Source organism: Streptomyces sp. A3M-1-3, from assembly GCF_024213665.1.
Lineage (GTDB): Bacteria > Actinomycetota > Actinomycetes > Streptomycetales > Streptomycetaceae > Streptomyces.
On record NZ_JANAVP010000006.1, the window covers coordinates 43,511 to 60,459 of the forward strand.

Sequence of the window (16,949 nt, forward strand, 5' to 3'; positions counted from 1 at the left end):
GGAGGGCCCCGCCTCATGAGTTCGTCGTCGTCCGTCCACGTCGCCGACTGCGACGGCCTGATCATCCCCTTCGCCCGCAAGGCCGACGCCGAGGCCGTCGCCGCCCAGTGGAACATCGACCACGCCGCCGGGTCCTCCGACGGACGGCGCCGGCCGGCCAGGGTGGTGGAGGTCGACGCATGGCACGGGGAAGGCACGGTGTGGGACCGCATCCCCGGCTACGGGCTGATGTGGGCGGCCACCGTCTCGTACCTCCCGGACGGCGAGTGCGTCCGGGAATGGCCCGTATCGGGCCGTTGGGCCTGGGAGTTCGAGGAGAACGACTACACCACCGCCGACGCGGAGTGGGTCACGCTGTACCGCCCCGGGCCGGACGCGGTCACCGACGCGCACGCCCGCGGCAGCGACCGTGACGCCGTCGCGGAGGCGTACACGATCGCCCGCGCCGAAGCGCTGCGCCTCTGCGGTGGACACCCCGGCGCCGCCGCTCCCTAGATCAGTCGAAGTCGAAGAGCGAGCCGGTCAGGGTGAGCCCCAGGTCATGGCCGGTGTACGCGAAGAACGCGACCAGCATCAGTGCGGCACCGGCCAGCGCCAGGTCCTTGAAGAACTGGATCATCTCCATCTGCTTGGTCTGGCCGTCGGTCTCCGTCCAGAAGGCGTGCATCAGGAACGCCGTCGGAACCAGGAAGACGGCCAGCAGCAGCGCCCCGAGGTCGGCGCAGATTCCGAGCAGCACGCTCAGCCCGCCCGCGACGAGCAGAACGCCCCCGCCGAGCGTCGCCGCCGCCGGCGCCGGTACGCCCTTGGACCCGGCGTAAGCGGCCATGTCCTTCGTCTTGGTGAAGTGGCCGACCGCCGAGGAGAGGAACAGGGCGGCGAAGAGAATCCGACCGATGAGCACGAGGACATCCATCGTGACCTCCTGGATCGCGGGCAATTGAAAGAGCAACTGCCTGTATACGATTCTACCCGCCCGACGGCCGCACCACCCTGCTGGACCTCAGAACCGCGCGTGCGCAGTGATGTCCGCGCCGAACTCGTCGATCATCGCCGGTGTCACGGTCGGCCGGCACTGGGCGATCGCGGCGAGATAGTCGCCGGTGCTCGCCCCGAGCGGCGCCGAGGCGCTGTCTGCGCCGCCGATCGCCTCCAAGTCCCGTTCGAACGACGCCTGGGCGGCGATCCGGGCCGCGTGCTCGATGTCGGCGGGCGTGAACAGCTCGCTGGCCGCGACGAGTTCTGTCACGTCCACATCGCCTCTGCCGTCCGTGTAACGGGACCAGATGGCCGAACGGGCGGCAATGTCCGGTGTGCCGATCGGGATCAGATAGTCGAACCTTCCGGGGCGCAGGAACGCCGGGTCCAGCGAGCGGATGGAGTTGGTCGCGCACACCAGCAACCGCTCGTCCCGCTCCCGGAAACCGGGTATGAGCTTGAGGAGTTCATTGGTCACCCCGTGCATCCCGCCGGGCTGGGCGGGCTCGGTGCGCACCGGCGCGATCTCCTCGACCTCGTCGATGAAGACGAGCACCCGCTCCAGTTCGGCGATCCGGGCGAACGCGCTGCGCAGGGCCGCGGCGAGGTTGCCCTCGTCGGCGAGCCGGGAGGGCAGCAGTTCGACGAAGGGCCAGCCGAGCTTGGAGGCGATACCCCGGGCGAACGTCGTCTTCCCGGTTCCGGGCGGACCGAACAGGGCGATGGCCCGCGGTGGCCGGACGCCGTGCCGGGCGGCCCGCTCCGGTTCCGCCAGCGGGAGTACGACACGCCGTTCGATCAGGTCTTTCTCCGCCTCCATGCCGGCCACCTTGGCCCAGAGGTCGTTCGGCAGGAACCGGCCGCCCAGGTCTTCCAGCAGGCTGGCCGCCGGGCCGTGCAGCGGCTCCACCTTCTCGAAGTACGCCACGGCGGGCTGCCGCGTATAGCCGGCGTTCAGCAGACCCTCGCCGAGCAGTTCCTCCTCGGGCAGCACATAGGCGATCCGGCCGACCCGGGCGGCGACGAGCCGCCGCTCCAGCTCCACCAGCAGTGCGCTCGCCAGGCCGCGGCCGCGCCAGGCCGAGGAGATGGCGATACGCATCACCCAGGCCCGCTCGCCGGCCACACAGGCGAGCGCCGCGCCGATGGGGACGCCCTGGTGGACGGCCACCACGGCGGGCTGCCGGGAGGTCAGCGCGCTGATGCATTCGGCAATCGAGAAGACCGACTCCTGCCCGAGCTCGGCCGTGGTGTCGATCAGGTGGACCACTGCTGCGAGATCGCTCTCGCGGTAGTCGTGGATCAGCCAGTTCACCGGTACCGCCCCTCATCTGTGCTGTTCCGGCGAGGCTAGGGGCGACGATGCGGCCGCTCCCCCCTCCACCGTGCACAAATCCCGGGGCGCAAACTCTACGATCCGTCGGTAGCCACAAGCAGCGGTGACTTCGTTCTCCTCCGTGCGGGCCGACCCCTCCTCCGCGCCGCGCGCCGACGTGCGCACCCTGCAACAGCGCAGTCGGGCCCATGGCTTGACCGTGGTCAGGCCGGGTGCGGAAGTCGTCTACGACGAAGAGAGCTGGAGCTCTCGTGCGGCCCGGGTCCGGCAGACGTCGCGAGCCGGCCGCATCGTCGGGCTGGCGGTAGCGGGCGAGACGGCGGCGGCCCGTACCGCTGCCCGTGGGGACCGCGAAGCAGGCACCGTACTCCAGTCCGACGCCTCGCGGACTGCCGCGCGGTGGGGCACGGTGGAGTGACGCAGCAGCCTCACCCCGCTGGGAGAGCCTCATGTCCAACCACACGTACCGCGTCACCGAGATCGTCGGGACCTCCACCGAGGGGGTGGACCAGGGGATCCGCAACGGCATCGCGCGCGCCTCGCAGACGCTGCGCAATCTCGACTGGTTCGAGGTCGTCCAGGTCCGCGGCCACATCGAGAACGGCCAGATCGCGCACTACCAGGTGACGCTGAAGGTTGGCTTCCGCCTCGACGACGAGGGCTGACGCGCTGCTGAGGCTGCGGGCCGCCCGCAGGCGGGGGCCGCCTGATGCCTGGGTACGCCTCAGGTCCGGCCCACGCGCTCCTGCGCGTCCTTCAGCGCCTGCGACGTGGCCGCCCAGTCGGCCCGTACGACCCGGAAACCGGCGCGCTGCGCCGCCTCGCACACCAGCTCGTCGTCATCGACCAGCATCCGGACGTCCCGGCTCCGGGCCAGGCGTCCTAATACGTCCAGTTTCGTCTGGCGGGCGGGGCGCCGGTCGTCGTTGCGGCGCATCCACACCCTGCCCTCGGGCAGGCCGTGCGCGGCGAGCCAGGCCAGCGTGTCCCGGCGGCAGCGCTCCGGCCGGCCCGTCAGGTACGTGACCTCGCACTCCTCGGCGCTCTCCAACGCCATCAGCACGCCCCTGGCCAGCGGCGGGTCCACCATCGCCGCACCGAAGAAGCCGGCCCAGTCGCGTGGCCGCCGCTCCAGGTAGTGCTGGCGGTGTGCGGTGTCGGCGAGGGTCCCGTCCAGGTCAAATACGGCCGGCGGCCGCTTTGTCTCGATCACCCCCCTACCCTAGGGATCCGCCTCGCGCAGGGAATCCCCGGCCGGCCGGGACGTTGAACGGGTGTGACCACTACGCTCGCGACCACCCGGTTCTCCGTACTGGACCGCTCCCGCACCCGCCAGGGGCACGACGCTCCGCAGGCCCTGCGGGACACCGTGCGGTTCGCCCGACTGGCCGAGGCGCTCGGCTATCACCGCTTCTGGGTCTCCGAGCACCACAGCGTGCCGGGCGTCGCGGGCTCGGCGCCCACGGTGCTGGCCGCCGCGGTGGCCGCGGCGACCTCGACGATCCGGGTCGGCACCGGGGGCGTGATGCTGCCGAACCATCAGCCGCTCGTGGTGGCCGAGCAGTTCGGGGTGCTGGCCTCCCTCTTCCCCGGCCGGATCGACATGGGCCTCGGCCGGTCGGTCGGCTTCACGGACGGCATACGGCGAGCGATTGGCCGGGACAAGGAGGACGCGGACGACTTCGCGACGCAGCTCGACCAGCTCCTCGGATACTTCACCGGCACCCAGACGGCCCATCCGCAGGTGCACGCCCACCCGGCCGGGGGTCTGCGCGTACCGCCGTTCGTACTGGCCACGGGCGAGGGCGCCAGGATCGCAGCCCGCGCCGGGCTGCCCCTGGTCATCGGCGACCTGCGCGGGCAGGACAGGATGCTGCGGGCGATCGAGGAGTACCGGGCCGGTTTCCGGCCCTCCCTCTGGTCGCAGGAGCCCTATGTCGTGATCTCCGGCACCGTCGCCGTGGCCGGCACCCCGGAGGCCGCCCGGCGGCTGCTCGTCCCGGAGGCTTGGTCACTGGCGTACTCGCGCACCCACGGCGCGTTCCCGCCGCTCACACCGGCCGAGGAGACCGAGGCACGCACGATGACCGCCAGGGAGCGGGAGTTCTACCAGGCGGCGCTGCGCGGGCATGTGCACGGCACGGAGGAGCAGGTCGCCGCCGACCTGGAGAAGCTGATCGGGCGCAGCGGCGCCGACGAGGTGCTGGTCACGACCAGTACGTACGACCGTGAGGGCCTGGCCGACTCCTACCGGCGGCTGGCGGGCCTGTTCGGCGGGGCCGCCTAGAATCACACCGTTTGCCGGAGCCCGTATCGGGCGCTCCGCGCCCACGTCCCGGTCCTCGGTCGGCACGGTCACCGCCCTCTCCAACTCGCTGCGCATGCTGTTCTCGCGCGCGGGCGACTGTCCGGAGGGCGCCGAGCGCCTCGACTCCGACGCCTTCTCGCCGAACACCGCGGCCGGCGCCTGTCCACAGTGCCACGGTCTCGGCCGGATCCACCGCACCAGCGAGGAGCTGCTCGTCCCCGATCCGTCGCTGTCCGTCCGGGACGGCGCGATCGCCGCCTGGCCCGGTGCCTGGCAGGGCAAGAACCTGCGGGACGTCCTGGGCGGGCGGCGGCGCGGAGGGCGGCCGCGTCGTGGCCACCGGCCCGCCGCGCGAGGTGGCCGCGGCGAGGAACAGCCGCACGGCGGGCTACCTGGCCCGGCGTCTCCCGCCGGCGGCTCCCCAGGGCTGTCCCGCAATCCCCGGCGGGCGCACGACGACAGCTGTGGCACCTCGCTGCGTTGTCGGAACGCCCGAATACGCCCAGGCCCCGCCGGGCAGGCATACTTCCACGCGTGGTCGCCGACTTTCCGCCCCGCCCGCTGCGCGACATCGCCGTCCGCCATGTCAGGCAGGCGGGCTGCCCGTCCTATGTCGCCTTCGCGACCCTGGACTTCGAGCCCTCGGCCGATGGGGCCGCCGGATACGCCTTCGTCAACGTACTCCCGGACGAGACCCTGCCGTGGGAGTACGCGGCGGCCCTGGACGAGGGTGTGCGGCTCGAACTCGCCGAGTCCTGCGCGCACCTGACGGTCGGGGTCCGCGTGGTCGTCCGCGCGGCCCGCGTCCACGAGGTCGACTCGAACGAAACGGCGTTCCGGCGGGCGGGACGCCTCGCCGTCCAGGAGGCCCTGCGCCGGGTCAGCGGTGGAGTGAGCGGCGGAGTCAGCGGCTGACCTTCCGGGCCGCTCGCAGCCACTCCTTGTTCATCGCCGCGATCGACGGCAGCGGGATGCCCTTCGGGCAGGCCGTCGCGCACTCGCCGGTGTTGGTGCAGCCGCCGAAGCCCTCGGTGTCCATGGTGGCCACCATGTCGAGCACCCGCGTCTCGCGCTCCGGTGCGCCCTGCGGGAGGGAGTTCAGGTGGACCACCTTCGCCGAGGTGAAGAGCATCGCGGAGCCGTTGGGGCAGGCCGCGACGCACGCGCCGCAGCCGATGCACTCGGCGTGCTCGAACGCCGTGTCCGCGGCCGGTTTGGCCACCGGCGTGGCGTGCGCCTCCGGGGCGCTGCCGGTGGGGGCCGTGATGTAGCCGCCGGATCCGATGATGCGGTCGAACGCCGAGCGGTCCACGACCAGGTCCTTGACGACCGGGAAGGCCGCGGCCCGCCACGGCTCGATGTCGATGGTGTCGCCGTCGCTGAAGTGCCGCATGTGGAGCTGGCAGGTGGTGGTGCGTTCGGGCCCGTGGGCCTGGCCGTTGATGACCATGCCGCAGGCTCCGCAGATACCTTCGCGGCAGTCGTGGTCGAAGGCGACGGGTTCGTCGCCGCGCAGGATGAGCTCCTCGTTGAGGCTGTCCAGCATCTCCAGGAATGACATGTCCGCGGAGATGTTCCTGACTTCGTACGTGGTCATGGCGCCGGCCTCGTCGGGCCCGCTCTGGCGCCAGATCCTGAGGGTGAGGTTCATGCGTAGCTCCGCTGGGTGGGGTGGACGTACTCGAAGACCAGGTCTTCGCGGTGCAGGACGGGTGCGGCGCCGGTGCCGGTGAATTCCCACGCGGCCGCGTACGAGAAGGTCTCGTCCCGGCGCTCGGCCTCGCCGCCCGCCGTCTGCGATTCCTCCCGGAAGTGGCCGCCGCAGGACTCGGTGCGGTGCAGCGCGTCCAGGCACATCAGCTCGGCCAGTTCGAGGTAGTCGGCGATCCGGTTGGCCTTCTCCAGCGACTGGTTGAGCTGCTCGCCGGTGCCGGGCACCTTGATCCGGCGCCAGAACTCCTCGCGCAGGGCCGGGATCCGCTCCAGGGCCTTGCGCAGACCGGTGTCGGTGCGGGCCATGCCGCATTCGTCCCAGAGGAGTTCACCGAGTTCGCGGTGGAAGGAGTCGGGGGTGCGGTCGCCGTCGACGGAGAGGAGCAGGTTCAGCCGGTCCTCCGTCTCGGCCACCGCCTCCAGGGCCGCCGGGTGATCCGGCGGGACCTCGTCATGCGGGTGCCGGGCGAGGTAGTCGTTGATGGTGGCCGGCAGGACGAAGTAGCCGTCGGCCAGGCCCTGCATCAGGGCGGAGGCGCCGAGCCGGTTCGCTCCGTGGTCGGAGAAGTTCGCCTCGCCGATGGCGAAGAGGCCGGGCACGGTGGTCTGGAGGTCGTAGTCGACCCACAGCCCGCCCATCGTGTAGTGGATCGCCGGGTAGATCCGCATGGGCACCTCGTACGGATTCTCGGCGGTGATCCGCTCGTACATCTCGAAGAGGTTGCCGTACTTCTCCTCGACCGCCGGCCGGCCCAGCCGGGCGATGGCGTCGGTGAAGTCGAGGTAGACCCCTTGCCCGCCGGGCCCGACTCCGCGTCCCTCGTCGCAGACGTTCTTGGCGGCGCGCGAGGCGATGTCGCGCGGCACCAGGTTGCCGAAGGCCGGGTAGATCCGCTCGAGGTAGTAGTCGCGCTCGTCCTCGGGGATCAGGTGCGGCGGGCGGTCGTCGCCGCGCGCCTTGGGGACCCAGATCCGGCCGTCGTTGCGCAGGGACTCGCTCATCAGGGTCAGCTTGGACTGATGGTCGCCGGAGCGCGGGATGCAGGTGGGGTGGATCTGGGTGAAGCAGGGGTTGGCGAAGTAGGCGCCGCGCCGGTGGGCGCGCCAGATCGCCGTCGCGTTGGAGTTCTTGGCGTTGGTGGAGAGGTAGAAGACGTTGCCGTAGCCGCCGGTCGCGAGGACGACGGCATCGGCGAAGTGGGTGGAGATCTGCCCGCTGATGAGGTCGCGGGCGACGATTCCGCGGGCCCGCCCGTCGATCACGATCAGGTCGAGCATTTCGGTGCGCGGGTGCATGGTCACATGTCCGGCGGCGATCTCCTTCGACAGCGCCTGGTAGGCGCCGAGGAGGAGCTGCTGTCCGGTCTGGCCGCGGGCGTAGAAGGTGCGGGAGACCTGGACGCCGCCGAAGGAGCGGGTGTCGAGCAGGCCGCCGTACTCGCGGGCGAACGGCACGCCCTGGGCCACGCACTGGTCGATGATCTCCACCGAGACCTGTGCGAGGCGGTGGACGTTGGACTCGCGGGCCCGGAAGTCGCCGCCCTTGACGGTGTCGTAGAAGAGCCGGCGTACCGAGTCGCCGTCGTTGCGGTAGTTCTTGGCGGCGTTGATGCCGCCCTGGGCGGCGATCGAGTGGGCGCGGCGGGGCGAGTCCTGGTAGCAGAACTGCACCACGTTGTAGCCCTGTTCGGCGAGCGTCGCGCCCGCCGCGCCGCCGGCCAGGCCGGTTCCGACGACGATCACGGTGTGCTTGCGGCGGTTGGCCGGATTGACGAGCCTGGCCTCGAAGCGGCGTCGGTCCCAGCGCTCCTCGACAGGGCCGGCCGGGGCCTTGGTGTCGGCGACCGGCTCGCCGGCGGTGTACGCGGTGTAATCGGTGTACGAGTTCATGTCAGCCCACCCATCCGGTCATCACGGCGACCGGGACGCTCAGGAATCCGATGGTCAGCGCGGCGGAGAGAGCAGCCGCGGCGGTCTTCAGCGCCTTGTCGCGGCGGCCGTTGTTCGCGCCCAGCGTCTGCGCCGCACTCCAGAACCCGTGATGTACGTGCAGGCAGAGGGCCAGCACCGCCGCGATGTAGATCCCGCCGCCGTACCAGGTGGAGAAGGAGGCGACGACGTTCTCGTACGGCCGGCCGTGCTCGGCGTTCGGGTTCACGGTCAGCGTCGTCAGGTCGAGGATGTGCCAGACGATGAAGAGCGCCAGGATGACTCCGCCCCAGCGCATGGTGCGGGTGGCATAGCTTGCGCGCTGCCGCTTCCGCCGGTACGGCGTGGGCCGGGCGGCGAGGTCGCGGCGGCTGAGCTGGTACGCGGCGACCGCGTGCAGCACAACGGAAGCGACCAGCGCCACCCGGACGCTCCAGAGGAACCACTCGTCGTGCAGGAGCGGCGAGCCGATGGTCCGCAGCCAGGCCGCGTAGCCGTTGAAGTCCGCCGGCCCGAAAAAGATCTCGAGGTTGCCGAGCATGTGGGCGACGAGGTAGCCCAGCATCACCAGGCCGGTTACGGCCATGACCGTCTTCTTGCCGACGGTCGAGCGCCACAGCAGCCGGGCGAAGGACGGCCTGGCGGCGCCGGTGGCGGCCGGTGGCTGCGCCGGTTTCCGGGGGCGGGGGCGGGTCGCGAGTGCCATGGAAAGGACGCTAGGCCCGCAGGCGCCGAGAGGTCCAAGACATGATCCGGCTCATCTTCATAGCGAGAGCCTATGATCGCTGCATGCAGTTCCAGCAGCTCCTCTACTTCGTGGCGGTCGCCGAGACCAGTCACTTCACCCGGGCCGCCGAGCGGGTCCATGTCGCGCAGCCGTCCCTCTCCCAGCAGATCAGGGCGCTGGAGCGGGAGTTGGGGGCCGAGCTGTTCAGCCGGGCGCGCGGCAATATCGCGCTGACCGAAGCCGGTGAAGCGCTGCTTCCGCTGGCCCGCCGGATCCTCGCCGACGCCGACAACGCGCGCCACGAGGTGCAGGAGCTGGCCCAGCTGCGCCGGGGGCGGGTCCGGCTCGGCGCGACCCCGAGTCTGTGCACGGGGCTGCTGCCGGACGCGCTGCGGGCCTTTCACACCCTGCATCCGGGGATCCGGCTGCTCATCGAGGAGGGCGGTTCACACGATCTCGTACGCCATCTCGCCCGCGGCGCGCTCGATCTGGCCCTGATCGTGCTGCCGCTGCCTCCGTCGGCCCCGGCGCTGACCACGGTCGAGCTGCTCCAGGAGGATCTGGTGGTGGTCTCCTCGGCCGCCGCCCCGCGCCCCGGCCGGGGCGGCACGGTGGGTGTCGCGGATCTGCGGGACGAGCCGCTGGTCATGTTCCGGCACGGCTACGACCTGCGCGAGCTGACCGTCGCGGCCTGCCGGGCCGAGGGCTTCGAGCCGTCCTTCACGGTGGAGGGCGGCGAGATGGACGCCGTACTGGGATTCGTCCGGGCGGGCCTCGGCCTCGCCGTGGTGCCCAGCATGGTCGCCGCGCGGGCCGGTCACGACCTCCGGGCGACGCCGCTGGCCCGGCCTGGACTACGGCGTACTATCGCGCTCGCCCACCGCACCGATGTCGCCCCGTCCCGCGCCGCCCGCGAACTGCAGCGCGTACTGCTCTCCCGTCACACGGCGTCCGCGAGCACCAGGGAGTGAATCCGGTCGGGGGCGCCGGGCCTGGCGTAGTACCAGCCCTGGGCCGTGTCGCAGCCGAGCGCGCGCAGCTGCGCGGCCTGCACCCCGGTCTCCACGCCCTCGACCGTCACCGCCAGCTCCAGGCTGTGTGCGAGCGAGACGATGCCCTCGACGATCTTGAGGTCCACGGGGTCGGCGGGATGCTGCTGCATGCCCCGGGTGAAGGACCGGTCCAGCTTGAGGACGCTCACCGGCAGCCGGCGCAGATTGGCCAGGTTGGAGTAGCCGGTGCCGAAGTCGTCGAGCGCGATGTCCACGCCCATCTCGGCGAGCTGGCGCAGCGGTTTGAGCAGATCGTCGTCCGCGCCGATCAGCGCGGACTCGGTGACCTCCAGGCAGAGCGCCCCCGGTTCCAGTCCGGCCCGCTCCAGCACCCGCACGGTGTCCGAGACGAGTCCGGGGTGGTGCAGCTGGGTGGGCGAGAGGTTTACGTTGATGCGCAGCGGCCCGCCGTCGGCATGCCGCTGCTGCCAGAACCTGGCCTGCCGTACGGACTCCTCGAGCACCCAGCGGCCGAGCGGCACGATCAGTCCGGTGTGCTCGGCGAGCGGAATGAACCGGTCCGGCCCGAGCACGCCGTGCTGCGGGTGGCACCAGCGGACCAGCGCCTCGGCCCCGTGCACGCTCCCGTCGGAGAGGTGGACGAGCGGCTGGTACTCGATGAAGAACTCGCCGCGCTCCAGCGCGGTCGGCAGGGCGTTGGTGAGGCCGTGCCGGGTGATCGCGCGGGCGTCGGCCTCGGCGTCGGCGAGCTCGAAGCGGTTGCCGCCCGCCGACTTGGCGCGGTACATGGTGATGTCGGCGCTGCGCAGCACCTCCGCCGGTCCCCGCTCGCCCGCGGGTCCCTCGACGATGCCGATGCTTCCCCGGACGGTGATCTCCCGGCCGTCGAGCCGGATGGGTGCCGACAGCGCCCCCAGGATGCGGGCGGCGAGCTCGTCGACCTCGCGCTCGGTGTGCGGTCCGGTGGTCAGGGCCACGAACTCGTCACCGCCGAGCCGCGCCACCATCTCGCGGGGCGCGGTCGCACAGCTCTGCAGCCGGTCCGCGACCTCGACCAGGAGCCGGTCGCCGGCCGAGTGGCCGAGGCTGTCGTTGACGGCCTTGAAGCCGTCGAGGTCGAGGTAGCAGAGGCCGAAGCGCATACCGTCGCCGGCCGAGAGCGCCTTCTCCAGCCGCTCGAAGAACAGCGTCCGGTTGGGCAGCCCGGTGAGCGCGTCGTGGGTGGCCTCGTAGCGCAGCCGCAGGTTGAGCAGCCGCCGCTCGGTGGTGTCCTCCATGAGCGCCAGCTGGTACTGCGGACGGCCCTCGGCGTCGCGCAGCAGCGAGACGGTGAGGTTGGTCCACAGCACGGTGCCGTCGCCCCGGTAGTACGGCTTCTCGACCCGGAAGTGGTCCCGTTCGCCGCGCACCAGTTCGGCGTACATCTTCCATACGTGGGGCGCGTCTTCGGGGTGGCCCCAGTCGCTCACGTTCCTGCTGCGGACGGCCGCGTCGAGCCCGCCGAACATCTGCATCAGCGTGTCGTTGACCTCCAGGACGTTGCCGTCGAGGTCCGCGATGCCTATGCCGATCGCCGCGCCCTCGAACACCGCGCGGAAGCGCTCCTCGCTGGCGTGCAGCGCGTGCTGGGCGTCGCTGCGCGCGGCCATCGCGGAGCGGGCGATGGCCTCCTGCTCGGTGAGGGTGCGCTCGCGCAGGGCGCGCGCGAAGCCGGCGGCGAGCGCGTGCTGGAGGCGTGCGCAGCGGGCCCGGCACTCGTCGGGGGCGAGTTCGCCGCCGGAGCCGGATCCGCCCGAGCCGCTGTCGCCGCTGTCGCCGCCGCAGTACAGCACGAGGTAGGCGTCGACGACGCCGAGCGTCCTGCTGAGGGCGTCGGGGTCGGTGCAGTGCATGCCGACCAGCTCGGTCCCCACCTCCTGGGCGCGGGCGGGGTCGAACGGCCGCGCGTGCAGCGCCTCGCTCAGCGTGCGGGCCAGGGGCAGCAGCCGCTGTTCGAATTCGGGTCGGGTCAGCGACGTGGCGGTGGACGGGAAGATCGCCCGGCTCCAGATGGTCGCGAACCGTCTGAGTCTGCCCTCGGGGCCGTCCGGTTCCGCGGCGGCACCCGCTGCCCCCGCCGCCTCCGCTGGCGTGCTCACGCCTTGCGTCCCACCCCTGCGAAGCCGGAGAAGGCGTACGGGTCCTCCTGCACGGCGGGGGCGTCGGGCCGCCACAACGGCATGGAGACCAGGCCGGGCTCGAGCATCTCGAACCCCTCGAAAAATCCGGCGATCTCCTCGCGCGAACGCATGATCAGCGGATTGCGGATGTTCTTGTACACACTCACCGCCCCGCCGGCCGTCTCCTCGGGCACCGGGATGCCCTCGAAGGAGGCGTGGGTGAGGATGAGCAGGCTGCCGGGCGCGAGTGCCTCCCGTAGCTCTGCGACGGCGGCGCGCGGGTCGTCGGCGTCCTCGATGAAGTGCAGTACGGCGACGAGCAGCAGGGCCACCGGCCGGTCCAGGTCGAGGAGTCCGGTGACCTGGGGGCTGTTCAGGATCTCCTGGGGCTTGCGCAGATCGGCGGCCGCGATGTCCGCCCGCTCGTTGCCCTCCAGCACGGCCCGGCTGTGCGCGACGGCGACCGGGTCGTGGTCGACGTACACCACGCGGGACTCGTCGCTGGCCGCCTGCGCGACCTCGTGGACGTTGCCGAAGGTGGGGATGCCGGAGCCGATGTCCAGGAACTGGGTGACGCCCTCGTCCAGGGCGAAGCGCACGGCGCGGCGCATGAACGCCCGGTTGGCCTGCATGATCTTGGGAAGGCCCGGAATGAACTCCATGGCCTTGCGGGCGGCCTCGCGGTCCACCTCGAAGTTGTGCGAGCCGCCCAGGTAGTAGTCGTAGATGCGGGACACGCTCGGAACCGATATGTCGATACCGGGCGGGGCCCAGGCGGGACGCTCCATCAATGTCTCCAAGGCGTTTGCGAGCGGTTGTCCGAGCCGAGGCTACTGATCGTTCGCCAACAGAGCGAGCCAAAACGGAAATTGGCGGTCCGTTCTTGGTCACACGCCAACGGCACGTGCACATAATCGAACGGCCCGCCACACCCGAGGAATCGGGGTGGCGGGCCGCCCGGCCGGTGCGCACGCGGCGTGGGGACACCGCATCCATGTCGCTCTACTTGGGCGCTCCGACCAGCTTCCCGTTGGGCGACACGGCGTACCAGGTGCCGCCGACGCCCTGCCCATTGGTGTCACCGGGCTTGGCGTCGCCGGAGAAGGTGTAGATCGGCCAGCAGTCGATGGTCTGCTGCTTGATGCCGTCGGGACGGTCGAAGGTGACGAAGCCCTTCTTCAGGATGGCCGCGTCGATGCTGTTCTTCTCGACCGGCTCGACGACCGGCCACTTCTCGAGGCAGGCGCCGGTGCACGCGGTCTTCATCGGCCACGCGGAGTCCTTCTTGAACCGGTACACCGTCATGCCGTTCGCGTCGACGATGATGTCGCCGAGCTTGGGGTCCTTGCGGACCGAGAGGCCGGCCTCCTGCGCCGCGTCGCCGCCGGCTTCCTCGCCGCCCTCGCCGGCCTCGTAGTCGCCGCCGCCACCGCCCGCGCCCGGTGCCGCCTTCTTGCCGTCGGGGGCGGACGCGAACCAGGTGCCTCCCACACCCTGCCCGTTGGCGTCACCGGGCTTGGTGTCCTTGGCGTACCGGTACATCGGCCAGCCGTCGATGGTCAGCTGCCTGCTGCCGTCGGCCCGGGTGACTTCGCCGAGGAGCGTGGCGTCGGTGCCGGGGGCGGCCTTCGCGTCGCCCGCCGCGACCACGGGCCACGTCTTCGCACAGTCGCCCTCGCAATTCGACTTGGGCGGGTTGGCCGTGTCCTTGTCGAAGCGGTAGAGCGTGAAGCCGGCGCTGTCCGTGACCACCTTGCCCAGCTTCTTGCTGTCCCAGACTGCGAGCTGCCCCGCCGCCTTCGGCTTGGCGGCGGCGCCGGTGTCCGCGCCGTAGCCGCCGTCGGAGCCGTATCCGTTCTCCGCGGGCTGCTGCGCCGGGTTGGCGGCTCCCACGTTCTGGCCGTTGGGGGACTGCGTGCCGTTCTCCTGACCGCACGCCACGGTCAGCGCCATCACAGCCATTGCCGTCACCGCGAGCGAGGCGCTCCGCCGGGCCCGGGAGGCACTCCCAAAATGATGCGGCATGTCAACTCCTGCTGATCGCGTATCGGTTCGGCGCGTCTTGCGCCGTACTTGGCCCTAGGTACGCGTGGCAGCGGTCCGTGTGTTCAACGAGTTCCAAGAAAACTTTTCGCCAGTTGCCGAAGCATCCCCAAACGCAAAGCGGAAGAACTCCCACCATCAGGCGAATCGGGTACGGCTCCGGCGTGCCGAGCATCTCGCCCGATCATGCTCCCCGTCGTGTACCGACCCTTTGCCAGACGGCTGTTGACGGTTTCCGCCCTCGTGTGGGCAGTGGTCGCAGCCACCCCCGCGGTGGCGGACAACTGCTCCCACGCCTCGATCTCGCTGACCGGCGAGGCCCCGCCCGGCGATGCGGTGGCCGTCGCGGGCAACTGCACCGCCGGACCCACCCGCCGACCGCCTCCTCCCCCTCCTCCGCCGGCTCCGCCTCCCCCACCGCCCCCGGTACGGGAGCCCCCGCCGCCTCCGCCCCCGCCGCCTCCGCCGCCTCCCACCCCGTCGCCGACCCCGTCGGTGCGGCCCACACCGTCGCCCACTGCGGTCGCCCGGCCCGCGTACCGCAAACCGGCCCGCAAGGTGCCGCGGAGCGGGCCGTCCCTGGTGTCGCTCACCTTGCTTGTAACAGCGCCCGCGGTCCTCGCCGTGGCCGCGCTCCGCCCCCGCTAGTCCGGAGGTTCCCCTTGTCGGAATGGATTGTTCTGTCCATTGCGATGGCCGCCGCCTGCGCGGTCGTCCTCACCATCGCCCTTATCAACAACCGCCTGGTCAGCGAGGACGACGACCCGTCCGAAACGCCGGACGTCATCGAGTACATGACGATGATGATCGGCGTGGTCTACGCGATCGTCCTGGGTCTGGCCATCGCGGGCGTCTGGGAGGCCCGGAGCGCCGCACAGGAGTACGTACGCCAGGAGGCACAGGCCCTGCACGAGGTCAGCGCCCGCTCCGAGGTCTACCCGCCCGCGGTCCGCGCCCGTATCCGGGCGGACGTCGACACCTATGTCAGCCATGTCGTGCACACCGAGTGGAAGGTGATGGCGGATGAGGGCCGGCTGACCGGCCGGGGCACCGAGCTGCTCCAGCAGGTCCGCCGCGATGTCACCGACTACGAGCCGAAGACCGACCACGAGAGCCAGGCATACCAGCCCCTGGTCGACCAGGTCGCGGCCGCCGATGATGCCCGGGGAGCCCGCGGCCAGAGTGCCGGGGCGACGATGCCTGGCGTGGTCTGGTTCGGGCTGATCACCGGTGCACTGGTCACGGTCGGTCTGATCTTCACCCTGCAGATCCGCAGGTCGTTCCGGGAACTGCTGCTGGCCGGCCTGTTCAGTGCGCTGATCGCGTTCCTGCTCTTCCTGATCTGGGACTTCGACGCCCCGTTCGGCCGGGGCATCTCGGCGACGGCCGGCCCCTTCACCGACCTGTTCCCATACCTCCGGGATTAGTCCTTGTCCAGGCGGTGTGTCCGTCGGTAGCCCCGTCCCCTGACCGGCGGACGCCCGTGCCCCATTCGCGCGACCCCGATCGCGGGTGAGCGGGCGCACACCTAGCGTTTTGGGCATCGAGGTGCATGACAGCCATTTGCGGAAAAAGGTTCCGCAGCTGCCCCTCGGGGACCCGGAGGATTACATGCGCGCGATACCTGTCGCGTCAGCCGCCCTGCTCGGCCTCGCCGCTCTCCCACTGGCCGCTCCCACCGCGACGGCCGACGACCACAAGGTCACGTCGTTCGGTTTCAGCATCAGCCCCTCGACCGTCGCCCCGGGCGGGCAGGTCACGCTCGGCGTGACGAACTGCGGCGCCCCTACGGCCAGCGCCTCGTCCGGGGTCTTCGACACCGTCACGATCCCCAACAACGGGAGCGTCAGAGTCACGGTCGACCGGGACGCGAGACGCGGGGCCCTGTACTCGGTGACGTTCACCTGCAGGGGCGAGGCCGACACGATCGACCTCGCCATCTCCATCGCCGGTGGCACCACGTTCACCCCCAGGCCGACCCCACCACCCCCCACCACCACCGCCCAGGGCGTCCGGGGCGGTCTCGGCGGCAGCTTCGGCGGCATGAACGCGACCGAGATCGCCGCGGGTGGCGCGCTCTTCGTCCTCGCGGTCGCCGGCACGGTCTACGTCGTACGTCGCCGTACCGGCAACCGGCAGCACTGACCGGTGCGCCACCGCAGCACCCCCGAACCGCCCGTCGCCCCGAGTCCTGGCCAGGACTCGGGGCGACGGGCGGTTCGGGGGTGACCGGGAGGTTCGGCCGGTCAGCCCCGGCCGCCGACTGTGCGGCGACGGCGCCTCACGTACACGCCACCGCCGATGGTCGCCGCGGCGACCAGCCCGGCGCCGATCGCGATCTCGGTGGAGGTCGGGGCGAGCGAGCCGCCGATACCGCCGAGAGAACCGCGGCCCTGCAGCACGGTGAACTGGGCGGTCGCGACCCGCGAGTCGCCGTTGCCGCCCTGGTTGTTGTCGCCCCGCGACTCCTTGCCGTTGCCACCCTGGTTGTTCCCGTTGTTGTCCCCCCGATTGTCACCGTTACCGTTACCGCCCTGGTTGTTCCCGTTATTGTCCCCCCGATTGTCACCGTTACCGTTACCGCCCTGGTTGTTCCCGTTATTGTCCCCCCGGTTGTCACCGTTGCCGTTACCGCCCTGGTTGTTATTGCCGTTGCCGCCCTGGTTGTTGCCGTTCCCGTTCCCGTTGTTGTCCCCCCGGTTGTCACCGTTGCCGTTACCGCCCTGGTTGTTATTGCCGTTGC

The 16,949-nt window shown here is 71.1% G+C and carries 18 protein-coding genes and 1 pseudogene; 9 read left to right on the top strand and 10 right to left on the bottom strand.

Annotation, left to right across the window (positions count from 1 at the left end; translation table 11 throughout):
* Window positions 1-15: 15 nt before the first annotated feature.
* Window positions 16-495: a hypothetical protein gene (locus tag NLX86_RS08660; RefSeq protein ID WP_254371012.1), complete on the top strand. Its 480-nt coding sequence runs from the start codon at window positions 16-18 to the stop codon at window positions 493-495.
* A 1-nt stretch (window position 496) separates the two neighbouring features.
* Here the strand turns inward: NLX86_RS08660 and NLX86_RS08665 are convergent, their stop codons facing one another.
* Window positions 497-916 carry a DoxX family protein gene (locus NLX86_RS08665; RefSeq protein WP_254371013.1) on the bottom strand — a complete coding sequence of 140 codons (420 nt, stop codon included), beginning with the start codon at window positions 914-916 and terminating at the stop codon, window positions 497-499.
* A gap of 87 nt (window positions 917-1,003) precedes the next feature.
* On the bottom strand, window positions 1,004-2,293 hold the full coding sequence (locus NLX86_RS08670) for a bifunctional GNAT family N-acetyltransferase/ATP-binding protein (RefSeq protein ID WP_254371014.1): 1,290 nt from the start codon (window positions 2,291-2,293) through the stop codon (window positions 1,004-1,006).
* A 124-nt stretch (window positions 2,294-2,417) separates the two neighbouring features.
* Here NLX86_RS08670 and NLX86_RS08675 point away from each other — a divergent pair, with 124 nt between their 5' ends.
* Both NLX86_RS08675 and NLX86_RS08680 read left to right on the top strand, forming a co-directional pair.
* Window positions 2,418-2,732, top strand: coding sequence for a hypothetical protein (locus tag NLX86_RS08675; protein WP_254371015.1), 315 nt, complete (start codon window positions 2,418-2,420; stop codon window positions 2,730-2,732).
* A 31-nt stretch (window positions 2,733-2,763) separates the two neighbouring features.
* A complete protein-coding gene (locus NLX86_RS08680) occupies window positions 2,764-2,979 on the top strand; it encodes a dodecin (protein WP_254371016.1) in 216 nt (71 codons plus the stop codon).
* A gap of 59 nt (window positions 2,980-3,038) precedes the next feature.
* Here NLX86_RS08680 and NLX86_RS08685 read toward each other — a convergent pair whose 3' ends face one another.
* The gene (locus NLX86_RS08685) at window positions 3,039-3,527 is read right to left on the bottom strand and encodes a hypothetical protein (RefSeq protein WP_254371017.1); all 489 of its coding nucleotides are present in this window, start codon (window positions 3,525-3,527) and stop codon (window positions 3,039-3,041) included.
* A 63-nt stretch (window positions 3,528-3,590) separates the two neighbouring features.
* On the opposite strand from NLX86_RS08685, the gene NLX86_RS08690 reads away from it, so the two are divergent.
* The 3 genes and pseudogenes from NLX86_RS08690 (at window position 3,591) to NLX86_RS08700 (ending at window position 5,537) form a co-directional block, all read left to right on the top strand.
* Entirely contained in the window at window positions 3,591-4,601 is a 1,011-nt protein-coding gene (locus tag NLX86_RS08690; RefSeq protein ID WP_254371018.1) for an LLM class flavin-dependent oxidoreductase, read from the top strand.
* A gap of 31 nt (window positions 4,602-4,632) precedes the next feature.
* Window positions 4,633-4,923 (top strand): annotated as a pseudogene (locus NLX86_RS08695) (ABC transporter); the annotation flags it as partial.
* A 233-nt stretch (window positions 4,924-5,156) separates the two neighbouring features.
* On the top strand, window positions 5,157-5,537 hold the full coding sequence (locus NLX86_RS08700; RefSeq protein ID WP_254371019.1) for a hypothetical protein: 381 nt from the start codon (window positions 5,157-5,159) through the stop codon (window positions 5,535-5,537).
* On the opposite strand, the gene NLX86_RS08705 is transcribed toward NLX86_RS08700, so the two are convergent.
* The 3 genes from NLX86_RS08705 to NLX86_RS08715 are packed head-to-tail and all read right to left on the bottom strand — an operon-like array spanning window position 5,527 to window position 8,970.
* Complete coding sequence (locus NLX86_RS08705; protein WP_254371020.1) at window positions 5,527-6,273, bottom strand: succinate dehydrogenase/fumarate reductase iron-sulfur subunit; 747 nt, start codon at window positions 6,271-6,273, stop codon at window positions 5,527-5,529. The genes NLX86_RS08700 and NLX86_RS08705 overlap by 11 nt on opposite strands.
* Window positions 6,270-8,225 carry a fumarate reductase/succinate dehydrogenase flavoprotein subunit gene (locus NLX86_RS08710; RefSeq protein ID WP_254371021.1) on the bottom strand — a complete coding sequence of 652 codons (1,956 nt, stop codon included), beginning with the start codon at window positions 8,223-8,225 and terminating at the stop codon, window positions 6,270-6,272. The genes NLX86_RS08705 and NLX86_RS08710 overlap by 4 nt, the downstream gene beginning before the upstream one ends.
* Before the next feature lies 1 nt (window position 8,226).
* Entirely contained in the window at window positions 8,227-8,970 is a 744-nt protein-coding gene (locus NLX86_RS08715; protein WP_374213851.1) for a succinate dehydrogenase cytochrome b subunit, read from the bottom strand.
* 83 nt (window positions 8,971-9,053) lie between these two features.
* On the opposite strand from NLX86_RS08715, the gene NLX86_RS08720 reads away from it, so the two are divergent.
* On the top strand, window positions 9,054-9,962 hold the full coding sequence (locus tag NLX86_RS08720) for a LysR family transcriptional regulator (protein ID WP_254371022.1): 909 nt from the start codon (window positions 9,054-9,056) through the stop codon (window positions 9,960-9,962).
* Here the strand turns inward: NLX86_RS08720 and NLX86_RS08725 are convergent.
* From NLX86_RS08725 to NLX86_RS08735, 3 genes are all read right to left on the bottom strand, one after another.
* Window positions 9,932-12,142: an EAL domain-containing protein gene (locus NLX86_RS08725; RefSeq protein ID WP_254371023.1), complete on the bottom strand. Its 2,211-nt coding sequence runs from the start codon at window positions 12,140-12,142 to the stop codon at window positions 9,932-9,934. The two genes, NLX86_RS08720 and NLX86_RS08725, sit on opposite strands and share 31 nt — an antisense overlap.
* Window positions 12,139-12,951 (bottom strand): SAM-dependent methyltransferase, encoded by an 813-nt coding sequence (locus tag NLX86_RS08730; RefSeq protein ID WP_254371024.1) that lies wholly within the window; start codon window positions 12,949-12,951, stop codon window positions 12,139-12,141. The genes NLX86_RS08725 and NLX86_RS08730 overlap by 4 nt, the downstream gene beginning before the upstream one ends.
* A 214-nt stretch (window positions 12,952-13,165) precedes the next feature.
* Window positions 13,166-14,188: an SCO0930 family lipoprotein gene (locus NLX86_RS08735; protein ID WP_254371025.1), complete on the bottom strand. Its 1,023-nt coding sequence runs from the start codon at window positions 14,186-14,188 to the stop codon at window positions 13,166-13,168.
* A 680-nt stretch (window positions 14,189-14,868) separates the two neighbouring features.
* On the opposite strand from NLX86_RS08735, the gene NLX86_RS08740 reads away from it, so the two are divergent.
* Together NLX86_RS08740 and NLX86_RS08745 are read left to right on the top strand one after the other, a co-directional pair.
* The gene (locus NLX86_RS08740) at window positions 14,869-15,633 is read left to right on the top strand and encodes a DUF4239 domain-containing protein (RefSeq protein ID WP_254371026.1); all 765 of its coding nucleotides are present in this window, start codon (window positions 14,869-14,871) and stop codon (window positions 15,631-15,633) included.
* A 184-nt stretch (window positions 15,634-15,817) separates the two neighbouring features.
* A complete protein-coding gene (locus NLX86_RS08745) occupies window positions 15,818-16,351 on the top strand; it encodes a hypothetical protein (protein WP_254371027.1) in 534 nt (177 codons plus the stop codon).
* Between the two features lie 101 nt (window positions 16,352-16,452).
* Here the strand turns inward: NLX86_RS08745 and NLX86_RS08750 are convergent.
* Window positions 16,453-16,949, bottom strand: a 497-nt coding sequence (locus tag NLX86_RS08750; RefSeq protein ID WP_254371028.1) for a hypothetical protein, incomplete at its 5' end; no start/stop codon positions are given.